A 15,962-nucleotide genomic window follows, 5' to 3' on the forward strand; every position below is an offset into this window, starting at 1 on the left:
AAGGCTTTGAACAAATTCAATATGGAAATGTTACACGTTAATTTCGGCATGAGAACAGGTGAAACAAAGCCAATTATCCCTAGGAAATATACCCTTACTCATTCAGACGTTACCGGAGAATTTTTTTGACTATTGCACCAACGTATGATTATGATAAAATCACTGACATGATGGATTAAATGCTGGCAGAATGGATCATGGTTAATAGTGAGTACGCAATGATGGTTAATGTTATGTTAGATAAAGAAAAGAACCCAATAATATCAGCGGTACGTAATAGCATTTTCACAAAAGAATTACCGTCACCAATATATTACAGCCCGTTTGTTTAATTTTTCTTATTATAAAAGAAATAAGCACTAAACCATACTAATACCATAGTAGCACTAATAATACTTAAAGTTGTTACAATAGGTCCAACTAATTGAGCGCCCCACCATTTAACCCCTTGAACTGAAAGTATTAATAAAAACAAAATGCATAAACAAAATGTAATAATACATGTTATATTACCTGACTTAAAAAAAATAAATTTTTCTCGTTCGTCTTCAGAATCTTTATCCTCAATACTACTTTTTTTGTTTAAACTTCTTATTATTTCTTCTATTCCTGTTACCGTTAAAATAATCAAAAGTATTATACTTGATTTACTTGAATCCACAAAAAACATAACAACCTCAGCAATTGCGAAAAGTAAAGATAGTACTCCCAATATAAATCCCTTATTATTATATATTTTCATTTATATTCTCCTTACTATATTTATTTAAATAATACAATTTGAAAGATTTCCATCGCTCAGTTAACATGATATTGCATTACCGCCTATAATGTAACCATAAAAGCATGAAACGTCTGTTTTATGACATAAAACGATATTTTGTAATTTTTACATATTATTTTATTAACTTGTAATCAAAGGCTTATATACTATTCTAAATCTATACCCGACAACTTAATTAAATATAAAGCATTCTTAGTAGTTGATACTCCGTCTCGAATTTTATAGTCAAATTTTATCTCATTATTTACATAATACTCTTGGAAGTTATAATTCTTAATTTTGAAATACTCATATTGTAAATCACACAATTCCAAGTCGTGAGTAGAAATAAGTCCTGACGCACCTTGTTCACCTAATTGTTTTATTAATGCTTTAGCTCCATCATGTCTATCAATAGAATTAGTTCCCTTAAATAATTCATCTAATAAGAAAAATACTTTTTTATTCTTTCTTTTCTCTTCAACAATCATTTTTATCCTTAATATTTCTGCATAAAAAGAAGATATGTTATTTTCTAAGTCATCACTTATTCTCATACAAGTAATAATTTTCATAAGTGAGCATTCAAATTTTTCTGCACATACAGTGGCGCCAATATAACTTAATACTAAATTTATACCTATGGTTCTTAGAAATGTACTCTTACCAGACATATTCGAGCCTGTTATTAGTAAAATGTTTTTTTCATTACTGATTGTAATATTATTACATATTTTTTTATAACCTAAAAGTGGATGACCTAATCCATTGGCTTTTACTATGAAGTCGCAAATTGAGTAATTTCTTTTATTGATTGCTTTACTCTTCTCTATAATTAAATAAATAAAAATAACCAGTGAAACAATAAAAACACTTATACTTACCAAATAACTTTTAATGATAAAAGTATAGACTGTAACGCTAAAATCAATTACGAAGGTAAAAAATCTAAAATAAACTAAACTCTTTATTGACTTATTTTGTTCTTCAATTAAATCTTTGTAAGTCCTCAATTTATTAACATAATTATTATATGCACTAACCAACGTTTGCCCTCCAATTTCCGTCATAATATTTCGTTCTAATATATTTTAAAAATAAGTATTTGCTTATGGCAATATCATAGTAGGTATCGATTATAAAAATATAACTCTGCTCCATTTCAACAAACATACTCAATTATCCTTTAAAATTTCTACCTACCAGCTTTAATTAAGTTATTAAAGTCATACTTTGATCATTTCCACAATTTCATCAGTATTTATATACCCTTACTCATTCAGACGTTACCGGAGAATTATTTTTGACTATTGCAGCAAAGTATGATTATGATAAAATCACTGACATGAGGGATGAAGTGCTGGCAGAATGGATCCATGTTTAATAGTGAGTATGCACTGATGGTTAATGTTATGGTAGATAAAGCAAATCACCCAATAATGTCAGCGGTACGTAATAGCATTTCACAAAAGAATTATAGCTAGCACTTTCGGCGCTTAGATATGTAGATATAAAATTTTTTAGAGAAAATCCCTAGATGTTTTAGTGCTTTTCAAAAATTAATGCTCCATCAATCAAATAGAGTTTATTTTAAAAAGTATGGTGAAATGAATAGTGTTGAGGGAAAATCCAATAAAACTTGGATTAGGTTTATAGACAATAAATTAGTATGGAATGGATTAGATATAAATGTGATTATAAATAAAAACGATGAATACGCACAAGTTTCATTATTAAATAAAACTAAATATTGTAGAGTGGTAAGAAAATTAATTCGTGGTAAATATAAATATTATGCACAAACGGTAAATTCAACAATAAAAAGCGATTTGGTAAGAGTTTAGCAAATAAAGCACCATCAATACTTTTAACAATATTAGATAATAAGCTAAAATGGCATAATACTAAGTTAACCAAGATTAATAAATGCCATTATATAATAATGCATTGGAATCCCTTGTACATTCATAATGTTTTTTAAAGTTCATACAAATACCATGTATTTGTGTAAAATATTAATGCCGTGGAAGCAAAATTTCACGGCATTTCTTGTATATGAACATCTAGCCTATAGCCCCAAAGTAAAAGTAACACAATTACATTTATGCTATATTCACTTTGGGGCTATTGATATCATAATAATAAAAAATATAAGTGACAGACTAGTCCCTATATTAAATACCACCTATGTAATATACTTTAAAAATAGTATCCTTAAGTAAATGATTTAGTTTATAATTGTAAGATAAGGCATAACAAAAAAATTGTATAATTCTAAAACATTGGAGTAATTTATAAAAATTAATATAGACGTATTTCATTTGGCCAAGGATTTTTTCTTGCTTCCCTCCACGATTTATCTATATAGCGATTTGTATATTTTTGTTCTAATAAATGATAAAAATAAGTTCCTTTTTTAGTTAGAATATAGCTATTTTCCACTTTAGTAAGTAATCTTAATGCAATACCAATTCTTAATTCAATTTTGAACATTTTCTCTAGATTTACTCCAAACAACTTTTTGAATTCATCATCATTAAATTTTAAAGTATATGCATTCCAAAACAACCAATAAAGAGCTCGATTTCTCTCGCTAAACTTCATTGTCATGGCTGTAGGTATTTTCCCTTTATTTACACACTTGATATACTCCTCTACTGAAAAAGTATTTAATTTTAAAAATTCCTTTGTTAGTGAAGTCGCACTAGGTCCAAACCCGATAAAAGCATCTCTGGTAATCGATGAATATCGTATTGTGCCTTTTTTAGCAAAAGTCCAAACAGCTGTTCGATCGCACCCTATCTCAATGCTAGTTTTCTCCAAACAATTTAGAAGTCGCTTTTTTTCTTGTTTTCCTAAAGGTTTCCTTATATTATTGGCATATGAAAAATCAATAAATGGATATGTAGAAACTTGAGTGGCCCCTAATTCAAAAGCCATTAAAAAATCCTTTTTTAAAATATCTTCACCTTGATTTGCTATACCAAAAATTAAATCAACATCTATAGTTTTAAATCCAGCTGCTTTTACCAATCTTACTTTTTCTGCACCATCAATATATTCTCTACCTAGGGTATTAAGACATTCTAATTGAAAAGATTGTATACCTATACTAACCATATCAAATCCAATGCTTTTAATTTTTAATAAGCTTTCTTTAGTAATATCGCTTGGATGTAGTTCTATACCAATAGAAGTACTTATATTAAAGTTTTTCTTTAAAGCAGTGATAATTTCACCAAGCTCATTAAGCATAAGTGCAGGGCTACCTCCTCCAAAATATACACTTGTTATAACTTTCTTACGTCCATATAGTCCTCCTACCATATTTATTTCATCAATCAATGCAGTTTTATATGGGTTTATCATACTTTCATCATATTTGATTTTATTATAAGGGCAAAAGGGACATAACGTCTTACAAAAGGGTATATGTACATATATTCCTATTTCGTTTGAATCAAATTCCATTTTATAATCAACTTTAGATGTAAACATTAAAGGTTTAAATGATCTTGTAAGAATCACTCTTAAAATACTTGTTATCATGGTTTCATACTCCTTTCCACATAATTCGAATAGATTTTACCGTAATTCGAATTATTGTTTGATAATTTCAATTCTAACATATAGTTCTATAAATAATAATAGTTTCCTTTTATTTTCTAACTCACGATTCAGGTTCATCGTTATCCTTATATAACCGTAAATTCCGTTTACTTTATTGTAAATTTTAATATTCTCTTTCATCAATATCTTATTTTCAGACTCTAGTACGGACCCTTCACTCGTTACCCACTTATAGTTAAAATACTCCAAGTTCAATAAACCTTACAAAACTGTAAGGTTTTATTATATAAATCAATTTATTAATTTCCTTAATTCATATAGAATTTATTTATGTTTGGAGCCTTTAAATGCACACCAAACAAATCAATCCAGAAAAATTAAGGAGGTCTACTACTATGAAAAAATCTATAACTTATATGCAAAGATTTTTAATAATTATAATAATTATTGCATATGTACTTCCGTTTTTATGCTTTCAAATAAAATGCTTAGCACATATTCTGAGTACTCACCAAACTGTTACAACAACAGAAAGTAAAGAAAAAAATTCTATATCTTTATTAGGTAACAACCATAAAGAGCCTTTAAATAAGGACAATGTAGAAAAGTTTGCAGATGGTCTGTTTAATGAACAGTTGAAAAAATTTAAAGTACCCGGAGCAGTTTTTGCTGTTGTTAAAGACAATACTGTTCTTTTTGAAAAAGGATATGGATATTCAGATATAGATAAAAAAATACCTGTCGATCCTAAGACAACTGTTTTTAGAGTAGCTTCAATTTCGAAACTTTTTACTGCTACAGCTGTTATGCAGCTAAAAGAAAAAGGTAAGGTAAATTTAAAGGAAGATATAAATAAATATTTAAAGGATTTTAAAATAGAAAACAAATACTCAAAACCTGTAACACTTGAAAATCTATTGACTCACACCGCTGGTTTTGATGAAAAAATTATCGGAGAATCTCAAACAAAAAGTTATCTACAAGAAAAGCCATTAAAAGATACCTTAATATCTCGCCTTCGTCCTATAATTCGTGAGCCTGGTGAATCTCCCCAGTACAGTAACTATGGTATGTCTGTAGCTGGTTATGTTGTTGAAAGTATGACTGGTACTCCTTTTGATAAATATATGGAAGATAATATATTGAAGCCTCTACATATGAATAACAGTAGTTTTTCTTTCAATAACAAAATACTAGGTAACTTATCTAAAGGATATGATTACAAAAATGGTGTTTATAAAAAGGTCCCTATATATGGAACAACCTTGGCACCAGCGGGTGGATTAAAAACCACCGCAGATGATATGACTAAGTTTATGATAGCGCATTTAAATAATGGTACTTATGATAATACTGCAATATTGAATAAAGATACTACAGTGGATATGCATAAAAAGCATTTTCCATTGGATATAAATATTCCCGGTTTATGCTATGGATTTGAAGAAAACAATATAAATGGGGTGAGAGTACTTGGCCATGGTGGTAACGATTATGGTTTTAATAGTCTCTTATATTTAATACCTGACAGTAATTTGGGATTTTTTATTTCAACCAATGGTGATACTGGAGCCAATATCGGTGGTAATATAGCCAATGAATTCATGAAAAAATATTATCCACAATCTAAAGTACAAACCAGTATGGATAATAAAGTTAAATTTACAAAAAGTAATTTAAAAGAATTGGAAGGTGTTTACCAAGCTAGTAGATATCCAAGAAATGAAATAGGTAAATTAGTATTACTACTGGTTCCACCATTAAATATAAAAAGCAAGTCGGATACATTGATCGTAAAAAACCCAGGTGGGCAAAATCTCTATAAAGAGATAGAACCTTTACTTTTTAAGAATATTAAAGGAGATGATACTATTGCCTTTAAAGCAAATAAACAAGGAAATATATCTTATATGCTTACTCCTGGTTCAAGCATTGCCTATGAGAAAATACATTGGTATGAAAACCCTATGTTGCATAAAATCATTTTTGTACTTTTTTCAGTATTGTTTTTATGTATGTCCATTACAATGCTATTACTTAATTTCAAGAAAAAAGCTACTAAGGAATTGTCAATTTATAAGCATCATAGATATATTATACTTTCTATATGCATATTAAATTTAGTATTTTTATTGGGTATGACTAAAGAATGTATTGATTTATCATCCTCTCTTACTTTTTTACCAGAATTACCTAAGATGGTTATATTTCTATTGTTTATTCCAATACTAACTACCATATTTACTTTTGGACTATTGATTGCAACCTATGTATATTGGAACAAGGAAAAGTCTAATCCCAGTATACTTGTACGTAATATAATACTTTGTTGTGTATTTTTAATTTTTAGTCTTTATCTAAATTACTGGAACCTTTTAGGATTCAAGTTTTAGTCAAAAATCAGACTCAGTTTCCTTTACTATCAAATTCAATCTTCTTTCCGCCCTTTTAAGTTATGATATAATATAGAAAAGTTACTATATTATATCATAACTTTAAAAAGGAGGAATCTGTTTTGTATAAGATACTTATTATTGAAGATGATATCAGGCTAAATAAACTCGTAACAGAACATCTTCAAAAATATAGATTTGATGTTACTTATATACAAGATTTTAGAAATGTAGAGGTAGAACTTAAAAATTCAAAAGCTGACTTGATTCTTTTAGATATAAATCTTCCATATTCCGATGGGTTTCAATTGTGTAAAACTTTTAGAAGAACCTCAAAAATACCTGTAATTATTATTTCTTCAAGAGATAGTAGAGAGGAACAAATACGTGGACTTGAACTCGGAGCAGATGATTATATTACAAAACCCTTTAACTTTGACTTTCTGCTTGCTAAGATACAAGCAGCAATACGAAGAGTGTACGGTGAATATGCAAATGAATCCACTATAATTGAAAGTATGGGAGGTATTAAGCTTAATAAAGATACTTTTAAAATACATTATAATGGAATTGAACTTGAGCTTAGTAAAAATGAGTTCAAGCTCTTAAGTATACTTATTAAGAATGAAAATAGAATAGTCAGTAGAGAATACCTTTTAGAAGAGCTTTGGAATGATACTACTTTTGTAGATGATAATACGTTAACAGTTAATATAGCAAGAATAAGAACTAAACTTAAAGAATTTGGTGTTAGTGAAGTTATCTCAACCAAATGGGGTATAGGATACATGTTTCAATGTGATTCTGAGCAAGAGGGTTAAATATGAACAAAAATATATTAATAAATTTTGCAAAAGATAAACTATCACTTACTATTGTATATTTTCTTAGTACAATTTTAATTCTTATTTACATTTACTCATTAGATACTCAAATTGATGTATTATATCCTTTGTTACTATCTATAGTACTATACCTACTTTTAATATTAAGTGAATGGTCCAAATATTATAAGTTTAATAGAAGTATCAATGAAGGCATAGAAAGCAGGTACTTTAATTTAAATCCAAAAACAAATGAACAGCTAGAAACAGCTAATGCTATATTTAAAATTCATGAAAACTATACAAATAAAATAAGTAAAATTCATGCACAAAATACAGATAATAAGTACTTTTTGTCTCAATGGATTCATAATATAAAGACTCCTCCTTCAATAATTGATCTTATCATTCAAAAAGCTACTAAAGAAACAAGCTTTAGTAACGAGGATTCCACAATGAACCAATTGAATATATTAAGATTGTTCTTTGATATAAGAGAAGAAAATAATAAAGTTAAGAATGGTTTAGATCAAATTCTAAACATTAGTAGATTAAAAGATTTTCCAAAAGATTATGAACCCCAAACAGCGGACTTAGTTCAATTATTAAAGGAGGTCATCAATAATAAAAAAAGTCAATTTATCTATAATAATGTATTTCCTAAAATAGAATTTAAATATGAAAAAATATTGATTGTTACAGATAAAAAGTGGAATAAATTTATGCTTGAACAACTTCTATCAAATGCTATTAAATATTCTAAAGATAACAAAAAAAACACATATGTATATTTTAATATATATAGAAATGATAAAGAAACAAAATTAACAATTCGAGATGAAGGTATTGGAATTCCAAGCTATGATATAAAAAGAGTTTTCGAACCATTTTTCACAGGAGAAAACGGTAGAAAAGTGGGCGATGCTACTGGCATAGGCCTATATATTTGCAAAGTAATATCAAAGAAGTTGAATCATAGCATAGCCATAGAATCTGAGATTAATAAAGGAACTACTATTTCAGTTACTTATCCATCAAAAATTTAAAAACAATGGGGTGATTGCATTGGAAGTTTTATGTGCTGAGGATATTATTAAGGTGTATGGAGGAAATTTAGAAGTTAACTCTAATAATGTATTAAACGGTATAGATTTAAGCATTGAAAGTGGAGAATTTACTGCTATTATGGGACAATCAGGAAGTGGTAAAACAACTCTGCTTAATATCTTATCAGGTATTGACACGTCTAATAGTGGAACAGTGAAAATAATGAATAAATATATAACTTCCTTAAGCAAAAAAGAAAAATCTATTTTTAGGCGTGAAAATCTAGGAATTATATTTCAAAGCTTTAATCTTCTTGATAATATTACACTTGCAGAAAATGCTGCACTTCCATTGATATTTAAGGGAATCAGTGCCCCAATAATTGATGAAAAAATAAAAGAATATTTTATGTTTTTTGATATATACGATATTAGAAATAGATATCCATATAATGTGTCTTTAGGAGAACAACAAAGAGCAGCCGCATGTAGAGCTCTAATAAATGATCCATATATTATTTTAGCTGATGAACCAACTGGAAGTCTTGATCCAAATACTTCTAAAAAATTTATGAATTACTTGCAAATGATAAATGATGTCAAAAAAGCAACAATTCTTATGGTTACACATGACATATACGCTGCAAGCTGCTGCAGACGAGTGATTTTCATAAAATCCGGAAAAATATTTGTAGATATATATAACAAAGGAGATCAAAGTGCTTTTTTTAATAGAATATTGGATACTCTAGCAGTGATTAGTGGTGAATGATATGAATTATGCAAAGATGCTGAAACAAACTATAAAATTAAATTTAGATCAATATTTCTTGTTTGTATTTTCCCTAATAATCTCAGTTATATTCTTTTTTACTGAGTTAACACTATATAATTCATATGTATCAGCAATTAATCGAAAAAATGTTTTTGTATTACCCGCAATTGCTGTCTTTAATACTGCATTATGGAGTATTTTGACGTACATTTCCTTCGTAAAACACAGACAAAAAGAATTTGCAACATTTTTGGCTTTGGGCATGACCTGTAATGAGCTGAAAATGCTACTTCTCCTAGAAAATATTTTAAATTTTTTCATATATGTGCCTATAGGATTAATTTTAGGTATTATATTTTCAAAAATAATTGTACTTTTCATATTTAAATTAGCAGGAATTTCTGCTTTTACTTTTAAATTTAAATCAATTATCTACATAATTACTATTGGACATTATATTTTGCTTGCTATTATATTCATTTTATGGACATCTAAATTTATTAATAGTCTGTCCTTAATAAAAATAACAAATCATAAAAATTTACATATGGTACATTCTAAAAAAGAAAATTTATTAAGAATAGCACCCTATGTTTTAATACTATGTTGCATTCATTTTAATGAAAGAATAGCCCTAAACTTTCAATCTAGATATTATATCGACTATTCTTTAATATGTATAGTAGTAATTTTTATATTATTTTTAATTTTCATAAATATATTTATTGTTTTTACAAAAAAAAATAAAAATTTTTATTATAAGAGAATTTTTTTAATAAATGAATTAGAGGATTCTTTAAAGGATAATAAAATTATAATTTTCTTTATCGCTTTTTTAAACTTCACCTTTATTATTTCCGAAAGAATTGGTAATTTGACTAATGTAAAAACACGTTTTAACACTTACAACATTTTTCAAATGTCTTCTTTTAATTCCATATATATTTTTATTGTATTGCTAAGTTTTATCGCTTCCTCCACTATATTATATTTTAAAATCAAAATAGATCTAGATAACTGGAAATTTGAGAAGATCAAATTATATAATATTGGACTAATTGATAAAGAAATAGATAGTATATTATTATGCAAACTTAAGTTAATATTTTTTTCACATATATTTATAACAACTCTCACAAGTATCGTATATCTTTATATTTGCAAATTAGGTAAAGTTTTTGTGATAAATACAATTAAAATATTTATATGTTATTTTATTATACAATTATTAGGATATATTGTAACTAGAATAAAAATAATTGAAACGAACGGATGAAAAGTTTATTTTCCACGCCAGATAATACTTCAGGTCCACATATACCATCGATAGAAAGGTTAAGTGTTTACTAAAGCTTTTTAATATATGATTCAAGGTAAAAATAGTATAATTAACTAGATATTCATACTACACTCGTAGGAAACTGCGAAGTATTTTGATAATGGCTGTAGCAGATATTCTTTTTTATTTTGTATCATTTTTGGCCTTATTTTATCAATGATATATGGGATTTCCGTCAGTTGATTATAAATATAATTTAACTTTTGAAACTGATAATGGGCTATTGAATTATAAACATGGAGTAGCAAACAGATTTATATCCTTTAATATTACAGCAATTGAATAGTATTCATATTTCATGAACAACTATTCAAACCGAATAATCCCTCAAAATAGCGTAAAATTCAGTTATAAATAATACATTAATTAAGTTAATAAAGCCTTTAATATGAGCGGGCACCGCAATTTGATTAATAATATTAGTTATTTGATCAAATTAAAATAAATAGAGCGGGTACTAAAAAATGAGCCTGTATATGACCAGGCTCATCCAAACTAATCTATATTCAAATTCATATTAAAATGGGGGAATCTTTTAATATGAAGAGATCTTTTAAAGTTACGTTTAACATGCCGTGCAATGTAGGTTCCGCACACATGTTTTAGTGGGATTGTTTCTTGAAATTCTCTTCATCGATCCAGTATCCCTGTTGATTGTAATGTTGGTACAGCTTGCTTTCATAGTCTCGTGTTATCAGAGACTCCTCAGTATATTCCGGTGCCTGCTTGATTGTCTCACGAATAAGGTTGACAAATACTTTAGATTCTTTCCAACTAACACGCTCTATCCATTTCGGTGAAATCAGAATTTTTTTCCCCGGCCACCAGTTCATTGTAGCAATAACTAAATAACGAATTTCCAATGTCTCATAATCAATGATAAAATCTTCAACGTGTCCAATTTCGCCATCTATGGCTTGAATGTTGTAGCCACTCACCTCATGAGTGCTACGTAAATGGCTATCCCAACCTTTATCACCTTGAGTTGATTCCATCAATTTTTCTTGATTTTGACCACTAACAATAAAAGGAGAAAGCCCACCAGTTATCCCGATGTTTGGGTCACCCCAATATACTGGCCATTCATAATACGTATAGTAATCTTCTTCGAATTGTCGTGATATGGGTTTGTCACTGGCCAAAGAGGGACTGTTTTCAATCTGCTTTTTGGTCAAATTAATTACGATATATTGGTCTTCGTTATTTACGCCATCCAACGCATAAGGTGATATTAACACCTGTCTGCCAACTAACCAATTTCCTGTGTCGGCAATCAAATATCGAATTGTCCAAAAGTGGTCATCAAAATAGAATTCTTTGACCTTACCTATTTCTCCATCGGGACATTGCAACTTGTAACCCTTTAGTGTTTTGACTTTGCTTAACATAATAATTCTCCTTTCTTCTTTTAGTTATTTGTGAAAAACTTCTTTATTGTATTTAAATGTAGTTTTTATGAATTACCTTTAATCTTACAGAATGCCGAGTAATTTAAGTATTACAATTATAACAACCACGCCACCAATTATTTCTAGCATATAATTCACACTCCTTTTATCCTTAAATTATAGAGTATTTATATCGTACTTTACTATCACTCTCTTATATTATATCATATCTTTCGACAAAAATATGCAAATTCAGACACATGTGATTGATATATACAGTTTCAATTTACTTACGAAATCTATAGTACGAAAGAGAATCTAGGCATATATTGAGTTACTAATGATAAAAGTTCAATATCATTCAATACCCTGTTTGTTGCTTCTCTTACAAATGTATAACCTTTTATATGAGCAGGAATTCCAATTTCATGAATAATATTAGTTATTTGATTGATCATATCCATTCGCTGAGTTATATTAATTTTAGCATTGCGATAGGACTTTTGGGTTATTTTATCTTGACCAACTGTTATATAAATAAGTAAGTAAGTAAATGAATAAACTAAATTATTTGTCGAAAAAGGTTGAAATTTGATGGCATCCGTGATACAATATAACCATAATATTCTAAGTTTTCCGTAAATTTAAATTTATGTAGTATTAGTCATAAAGTTTAGGTATTAACACTATTTGTTAAAAATCATTTTATAAATGAATGATATATATGGGATTATTACGTTGGTTAGCAGCGATATTAATAATTTTCTGGTTATTGGGGCTGGTGATTAATATTGGTGGTGGCGTGATACACATATTAATTGTCATAGCTGTTATATTATTCGTTTTTGATGTTATTGGTTGACGAGGACAGTAATAGAAATTGTTCTTTTAAATATAACACAGAACCATTTTACAAAAAACTTGAATACGAAAGGGATGTTATTATGTTAAACAAAGCCAAAACACTAAAGAATTACAAATTAAGCTGTATAGACGGAGAAATAGGTAAGGTCAAAGAATTCTATTTTGATGACCACTTTTGGGCAATTCGCTATTTGATTGTAAACACAGGAAATTGGTTAACTGGTAGACAAGTAATAATCTCACCGTATGCGTTGGCTGGGGTTAATAAAGAAGAAGAATCCATCACCATTAATCTCACCAAGAATCAGATTGAAAACAGTCCGTCTTTGTATAATGATGAACCTATATCACGACAATATGAAGAAGATTACTATAAGTATTATGAATGGCCTGTATATTGGGGTGGACCAAACATGTGGGGAGCGTATGGACTTTCTCCTCGCATAGAGAGTAGTCAAGACCAAGAAAAATTAATGGGATCACCTCAAGTTAACGAACAGTGGGAAAACCATTTACACATGGCTAGTGATGTAATTGGGTACGACATCCAAGCTACAGATGGCACGATTGGACATGTTGATGATTTTATCATTGATGATAAAACATTGGCGATTCGTTACCTAATCATTGATACAAAGAATTGGTTGCCGGGGAAAAAGGTTCTTATTTCACCAAAATGGATAGAACGTGTTAGTTGGGATGAATCTAAAGTATTCATCAACCTTCTTCGTGAGAATATTAAGCAGTCACCGGAATACACGGATGAATCTCTGTTAACCCGAGATTACGAGAATGGACTGTATCAACATTATAATCAACAGGGATACTGGATTGATGAAGAGATTTCCAATGAACATTTACGCTAAAACAGTTGAGTGAGAATCTACATTTTTTTAATATAACTATATGTCGGTGTAAATATATATGTTGATAAAGAACTAATTAATTAAACGGCAATGGTATAAATTGTATTTACCATTGCCGTATTTGTTACAGAAAAACTGATAGTTAGAGAAAAAAAAGGAGTGTGAATTATATGTTAGCAATAATTGGTGGAGTGGTTGTAATAATTGTAATACTTAAGGTTCTCCATATTTTTTAGTTGTTGTTTTATATATAATAACAAAAATAGGTTGAAAAATGGTAAGTATAATCTAATTAGAACTCATAAAAATGTTAAATTTATGTATTAATGGATTTTGTTAAAAATAAATTTATGAAAGGAAGTGATATATATGGGATTTTTACGATGGATAATAGGAGTAATGATAATATTATGGTTACTAGGGTTTGTCCTTCATATTGGTGGAGGTATGATACATATCTTGATTGTAATAGCTGTAATTTTATTTGTTTTTGATTTTGTTACAGGTAGAGGAAAACATTAGATAATATTTAGGAATAGTAGTCTTAATTTGGACACAAGAAAAAATGTTTATAAATTCTGGATTGTAATCTTATGTGATAATCCAGAATTTGTTTTTTTTGTTTTATTCTCTAAAATAGACCTATTCAAAAAAGGATACTTTAATACTTACCATTGCATATGTATTTATTATAATGTAAAGAAACTAGTTAGAAAGGGCAAAAGAAAATGAAAACAGATAAAAAATTATTACAATACTGCTTATATGCCACGATAACCGTGCTACTAATTTATATTGGTATAACAATTTTCAATAATATAAAAGATATATTATCTTTATTATCAATCATAATAGGAAATATTATTGGAATTATAAAGCCGCTTCTTATGGCATTAGTAATTGTTTACTTATTGAAACCAGGTGTGAAAGGTATTGAAAATTTCTTGGAAAAGAAAAAAATATTTAAAAGAGCAACACCCAGAAGGGTAGTAGGAATTTCAGGAATGTATATATTAGTAATAGCTGTTTTTGTAACTATTATTAGTGGAATATATATTATGATTGGTGGAAAAATTTCTAATAATATAACCATATCTACGATGATAGGATATCTGAATAATTATTTAAATAACCCGACAGCAGTAGTTAGTTCTACTATTACTAAGAAATTACAAAGTTCAAATATTTCGATGATAGGAAATCTACATGAAAAGATTATCCATGTTGTAAGTTATGTTCAGTCGTATTTTTCGACAAGCATAGAAGTGATGACAGCTTCTATGTTATCTATAGGAGGCAATATAGTTTCGTTTTTCATAGCAATAGTATTAAGTATATATTTAATGCAAGACTCAGAATACTTTATGAATTTATGGAATAAAATTTTTAATCTTATATTTGGAAAAAGTAAATCAGGAAATATATTAAAAGAAATACTATCTGTTATTAATAGTACGTTTTATAAATATATGAGGGGACAATTAGTAGAAGCTTGCTTTGTAGGCGTTCTGTCAGCTATTGTACTGTATTTCATCGGAATAGATTATGCTTTAATAATAGGAATTATTGCAGGCATTTGTAACATGATACCATATATTGGACCCGTTATTGGAACTATTCTCGCAGTTATTATTGCCTTACTAAGTGGACAACCCATTAAGGCAATATGGGTGATAATTGGAATGCTTGTAATTCAACAAGTGGATAATAGCTTGTTAGCACCAAAAATTGTTGGTGATAGTGTAGGTTTGCATCCAGTATTCATTATGCTTGCTATTATTATAGGTGGTAATGTAGGTGGACTTTTAGGGATGCTAATAGCTGTACCGGTTACTGCCTCTTTGAAAATATTGCTTAGTAGATGGTATACTTCTCACATGCAACGATTGAACTAATATGCTCTTTCTTGACATATAAATTACCTTTTTCATATTTTAAAATAATTTTCATTTATAATTGAATACACAGACCTAAATATATTCTTTTAGATTTTGATGAATTTAGCAAAGGGTCAATATCCGCGGAAGAAAAACTAGAGACAATTGCCAATAGAATATTATTTGAAAATTTAGAAACATTTAAGGAATTAGCTAAATGAAATATCTATCAGCTAAATACACTTTCACGATTTCTT

The 15,962-nt window shown here is 28.4% G+C and carries 17 protein-coding genes and 2 pseudogenes; 14 read left to right on the plus strand and 5 right to left on the minus strand.

What is annotated here, in order from left to right:
- The first annotated feature begins 6 nt into the window (after nucleotides 1-6).
- Together KPL44_RS16595 and KPL44_RS16600 are read left to right on the plus strand one after the other, a co-directional pair.
- The gene (locus tag KPL44_RS16595; protein WP_216252510.1) at nucleotides 7-129 is read left to right on the plus strand and encodes a staygreen family protein; all 123 of its coding nucleotides are present in this window, start codon (nucleotides 7-9) and stop codon (nucleotides 127-129) included.
- A gap of 50 nt (nucleotides 130-179) precedes the next feature.
- Nucleotides 180-332, plus strand: a complete 153-nt coding sequence (locus KPL44_RS16600; RefSeq protein ID WP_216252511.1) for a hypothetical protein — start codon at nucleotides 180-182, stop codon at nucleotides 330-332.
- Here KPL44_RS16600 and KPL44_RS16605 read toward each other — a convergent pair.
- Together KPL44_RS16605 and KPL44_RS16610 are read right to left on the minus strand one after the other, a co-directional pair.
- On the minus strand, nucleotides 329-742 hold the full coding sequence (locus KPL44_RS16605; RefSeq protein ID WP_216252513.1) for a hypothetical protein: 414 nt from the start codon (nucleotides 740-742) through the stop codon (nucleotides 329-331). The two genes, KPL44_RS16600 and KPL44_RS16605, sit on opposite strands and share 4 nt — an antisense overlap.
- A gap of 188 nt (nucleotides 743-930) precedes the next feature.
- Nucleotides 931-1,542: pseudogene (locus KPL44_RS16610) on the minus strand (MutS family DNA mismatch repair protein); the annotation flags it as partial.
- A 524-nt stretch (nucleotides 1,543-2,066) separates the two neighbouring features.
- Here KPL44_RS16610 and KPL44_RS25415 point away from each other — a divergent pair.
- The 3 genes from KPL44_RS25415 to KPL44_RS16620 all read left to right on the plus strand — a co-directional run bounded on the left by KPL44_RS25415 (nucleotide 2,067) and on the right by KPL44_RS16620 (nucleotide 2,607).
- Entirely contained in the window at nucleotides 2,067-2,147 is an 81-nt protein-coding gene (locus KPL44_RS25415) for a staygreen family protein (RefSeq protein ID WP_253201820.1), read from the plus strand.
- A complete protein-coding gene (locus KPL44_RS25850; RefSeq protein WP_301182974.1) occupies nucleotides 2,116-2,247 on the plus strand; it encodes a hypothetical protein in 132 nt (43 codons plus the stop codon). The genes KPL44_RS25415 and KPL44_RS25850 overlap by 32 nt, the downstream gene beginning before the upstream one ends.
- A 78-nt stretch (nucleotides 2,248-2,325) precedes the next feature.
- Nucleotides 2,326-2,607: a hypothetical protein gene (locus tag KPL44_RS16620; protein WP_216252517.1), complete on the plus strand. Its 282-nt coding sequence runs from the start codon at nucleotides 2,326-2,328 to the stop codon at nucleotides 2,605-2,607.
- 457 nt (nucleotides 2,608-3,064) lie between these two features.
- Here KPL44_RS16620 and KPL44_RS16625 read toward each other — a convergent pair whose 3' ends face one another.
- The gene (locus KPL44_RS16625) at nucleotides 3,065-4,312 is read right to left on the minus strand and encodes a radical SAM protein (RefSeq protein ID WP_216252519.1); all 1,248 of its coding nucleotides are present in this window, start codon (nucleotides 4,310-4,312) and stop codon (nucleotides 3,065-3,067) included.
- Nucleotides 4,313-4,728: 416 nt separating this feature from the next.
- On the opposite strand from KPL44_RS16625, the gene KPL44_RS16630 reads away from it, so the two are divergent.
- The 5 genes from KPL44_RS16630 (at nucleotide 4,729) to KPL44_RS26075 (ending at nucleotide 10,647) form a co-directional block, all read left to right on the plus strand.
- Entirely contained in the window at nucleotides 4,729-6,726 is a 1,998-nt protein-coding gene (locus tag KPL44_RS16630; RefSeq protein WP_216252521.1) for a serine hydrolase, read from the plus strand.
- Between the two features lie 122 nt (nucleotides 6,727-6,848).
- Entirely contained in the window at nucleotides 6,849-7,547 is a 699-nt protein-coding gene (locus tag KPL44_RS16635) for a response regulator transcription factor (protein ID WP_216252523.1), read from the plus strand.
- A 2-nt stretch (nucleotides 7,548-7,549) separates the two neighbouring features.
- The gene (locus tag KPL44_RS16640) at nucleotides 7,550-8,596 is read left to right on the plus strand and encodes a sensor histidine kinase (RefSeq protein WP_216252525.1); all 1,047 of its coding nucleotides are present in this window, start codon (nucleotides 7,550-7,552) and stop codon (nucleotides 8,594-8,596) included.
- Between the two features lie 10 nt (nucleotides 8,597-8,606).
- Nucleotides 8,607-9,368, plus strand: coding sequence for an ABC transporter ATP-binding protein (locus KPL44_RS16645; RefSeq protein WP_331702769.1), 762 nt, complete (start codon nucleotides 8,607-8,609; stop codon nucleotides 9,366-9,368).
- 16 nt (nucleotides 9,369-9,384) lie between these two features.
- Nucleotides 9,385-10,647 carry an FtsX-like permease family protein gene (locus KPL44_RS26075; protein WP_367302954.1) on the plus strand — a complete coding sequence of 421 codons (1,263 nt, stop codon included), beginning with the start codon at nucleotides 9,385-9,387 and terminating at the stop codon, nucleotides 10,645-10,647.
- A gap of 665 nt (nucleotides 10,648-11,312) precedes the next feature.
- Here KPL44_RS26075 and KPL44_RS16655 read toward each other — a convergent pair.
- A complete protein-coding gene (locus KPL44_RS16655; RefSeq protein WP_216252530.1) occupies nucleotides 11,313-12,098 on the minus strand; it encodes a PRC-barrel domain-containing protein in 786 nt (261 codons plus the stop codon).
- Nucleotides 12,099-12,427: 329 nt separating this feature from the next.
- A pseudogene (locus tag KPL44_RS16660) lies at nucleotides 12,428-12,550 on the minus strand (sporulation initiation factor Spo0A C-terminal domain-containing protein); the annotation flags it as partial.
- A gap of 272 nt (nucleotides 12,551-12,822) precedes the next feature.
- Here KPL44_RS16660 and KPL44_RS16665 point away from each other — a divergent pair.
- From KPL44_RS16665 to KPL44_RS16680, 4 genes are all read left to right on the plus strand, one after another.
- Nucleotides 12,823-12,960, plus strand: coding sequence for a lmo0937 family membrane protein (locus KPL44_RS16665; protein ID WP_216252583.1), 138 nt, complete (start codon nucleotides 12,823-12,825; stop codon nucleotides 12,958-12,960).
- A gap of 82 nt (nucleotides 12,961-13,042) precedes the next feature.
- Nucleotides 13,043-13,828, plus strand: coding sequence for a PRC-barrel domain-containing protein (locus KPL44_RS16670; RefSeq protein ID WP_216252532.1), 786 nt, complete (start codon nucleotides 13,043-13,045; stop codon nucleotides 13,826-13,828).
- Between the two features lie 369 nt (nucleotides 13,829-14,197).
- A complete protein-coding gene (locus KPL44_RS16675) occupies nucleotides 14,198-14,350 on the plus strand; it encodes a lmo0937 family membrane protein (protein ID WP_216252533.1) in 153 nt (50 codons plus the stop codon).
- A 206-nt stretch (nucleotides 14,351-14,556) separates the two neighbouring features.
- Nucleotides 14,557-15,723: an AI-2E family transporter gene (locus KPL44_RS16680; protein WP_216252534.1), complete on the plus strand. Its 1,167-nt coding sequence runs from the start codon at nucleotides 14,557-14,559 to the stop codon at nucleotides 15,721-15,723.
- Nucleotides 15,724-15,962 lie beyond the last annotated feature (239 nt).

Source organism: Clostridium sp. DSM 17811, from assembly GCF_018861905.1.
GTDB lineage: Bacteria > Bacillota > Clostridia > Clostridiales > Clostridiaceae > Clostridium_AD > Clostridium_AD frigoriphilum.

Coding starts and splice junctions, on each gene's coding strand:
- KPL44_RS16600 (WP_216252511.1), top strand. CDS start 180: ATGCTGGCAGAATGGATCATGGTTAATAGTGAGTACGCAATGATGGTT.
- KPL44_RS16605 (WP_216252513.1), bottom strand. CDS start 742: ATGAAAATATATAATAATAAGGGATTTATATTGGGAGTACTATCTTTA.
- KPL44_RS25850 (WP_301182974.1), top strand. CDS start 2,116: ATGAAGTGCTGGCAGAATGGATCCATGTTTAATAGTGAGTATGCACTG.
- KPL44_RS16620 (WP_216252517.1), top strand. CDS start 2,326: ATGCTCCATCAATCAAATAGAGTTTATTTTAAAAAGTATGGTGAAATG.
- KPL44_RS16625 (WP_216252519.1), bottom strand. CDS start 4,312: ATGATAACAAGTATTTTAAGAGTGATTCTTACAAGATCATTTAAACCT.
- KPL44_RS16630 (WP_216252521.1), top strand. CDS start 4,729: ATGAAAAAATCTATAACTTATATGCAAAGATTTTTAATAATTATAATA.
- KPL44_RS16640 (WP_216252525.1), top strand. CDS start 7,550: ATGAACAAAAATATATTAATAAATTTTGCAAAAGATAAACTATCACTT.
- KPL44_RS26075 (WP_367302954.1), top strand. CDS start 9,385: ATGCTGAAACAAACTATAAAATTAAATTTAGATCAATATTTCTTGTTT.
- KPL44_RS16655 (WP_216252530.1), bottom strand. CDS start 12,098: ATGTTAAGCAAAGTCAAAACACTAAAGGGTTACAAGTTGCAATGTCCC.
- KPL44_RS16665 (WP_216252583.1), top strand. CDS start 12,823: ATGGGATTATTACGTTGGTTAGCAGCGATATTAATAATTTTCTGGTTA.
- KPL44_RS16670 (WP_216252532.1), top strand. CDS start 13,043: ATGTTAAACAAAGCCAAAACACTAAAGAATTACAAATTAAGCTGTATA.
- KPL44_RS16675 (WP_216252533.1), top strand. CDS start 14,198: ATGGGATTTTTACGATGGATAATAGGAGTAATGATAATATTATGGTTA.
- KPL44_RS16680 (WP_216252534.1), top strand. CDS start 14,557: ATGAAAACAGATAAAAAATTATTACAATACTGCTTATATGCCACGATA.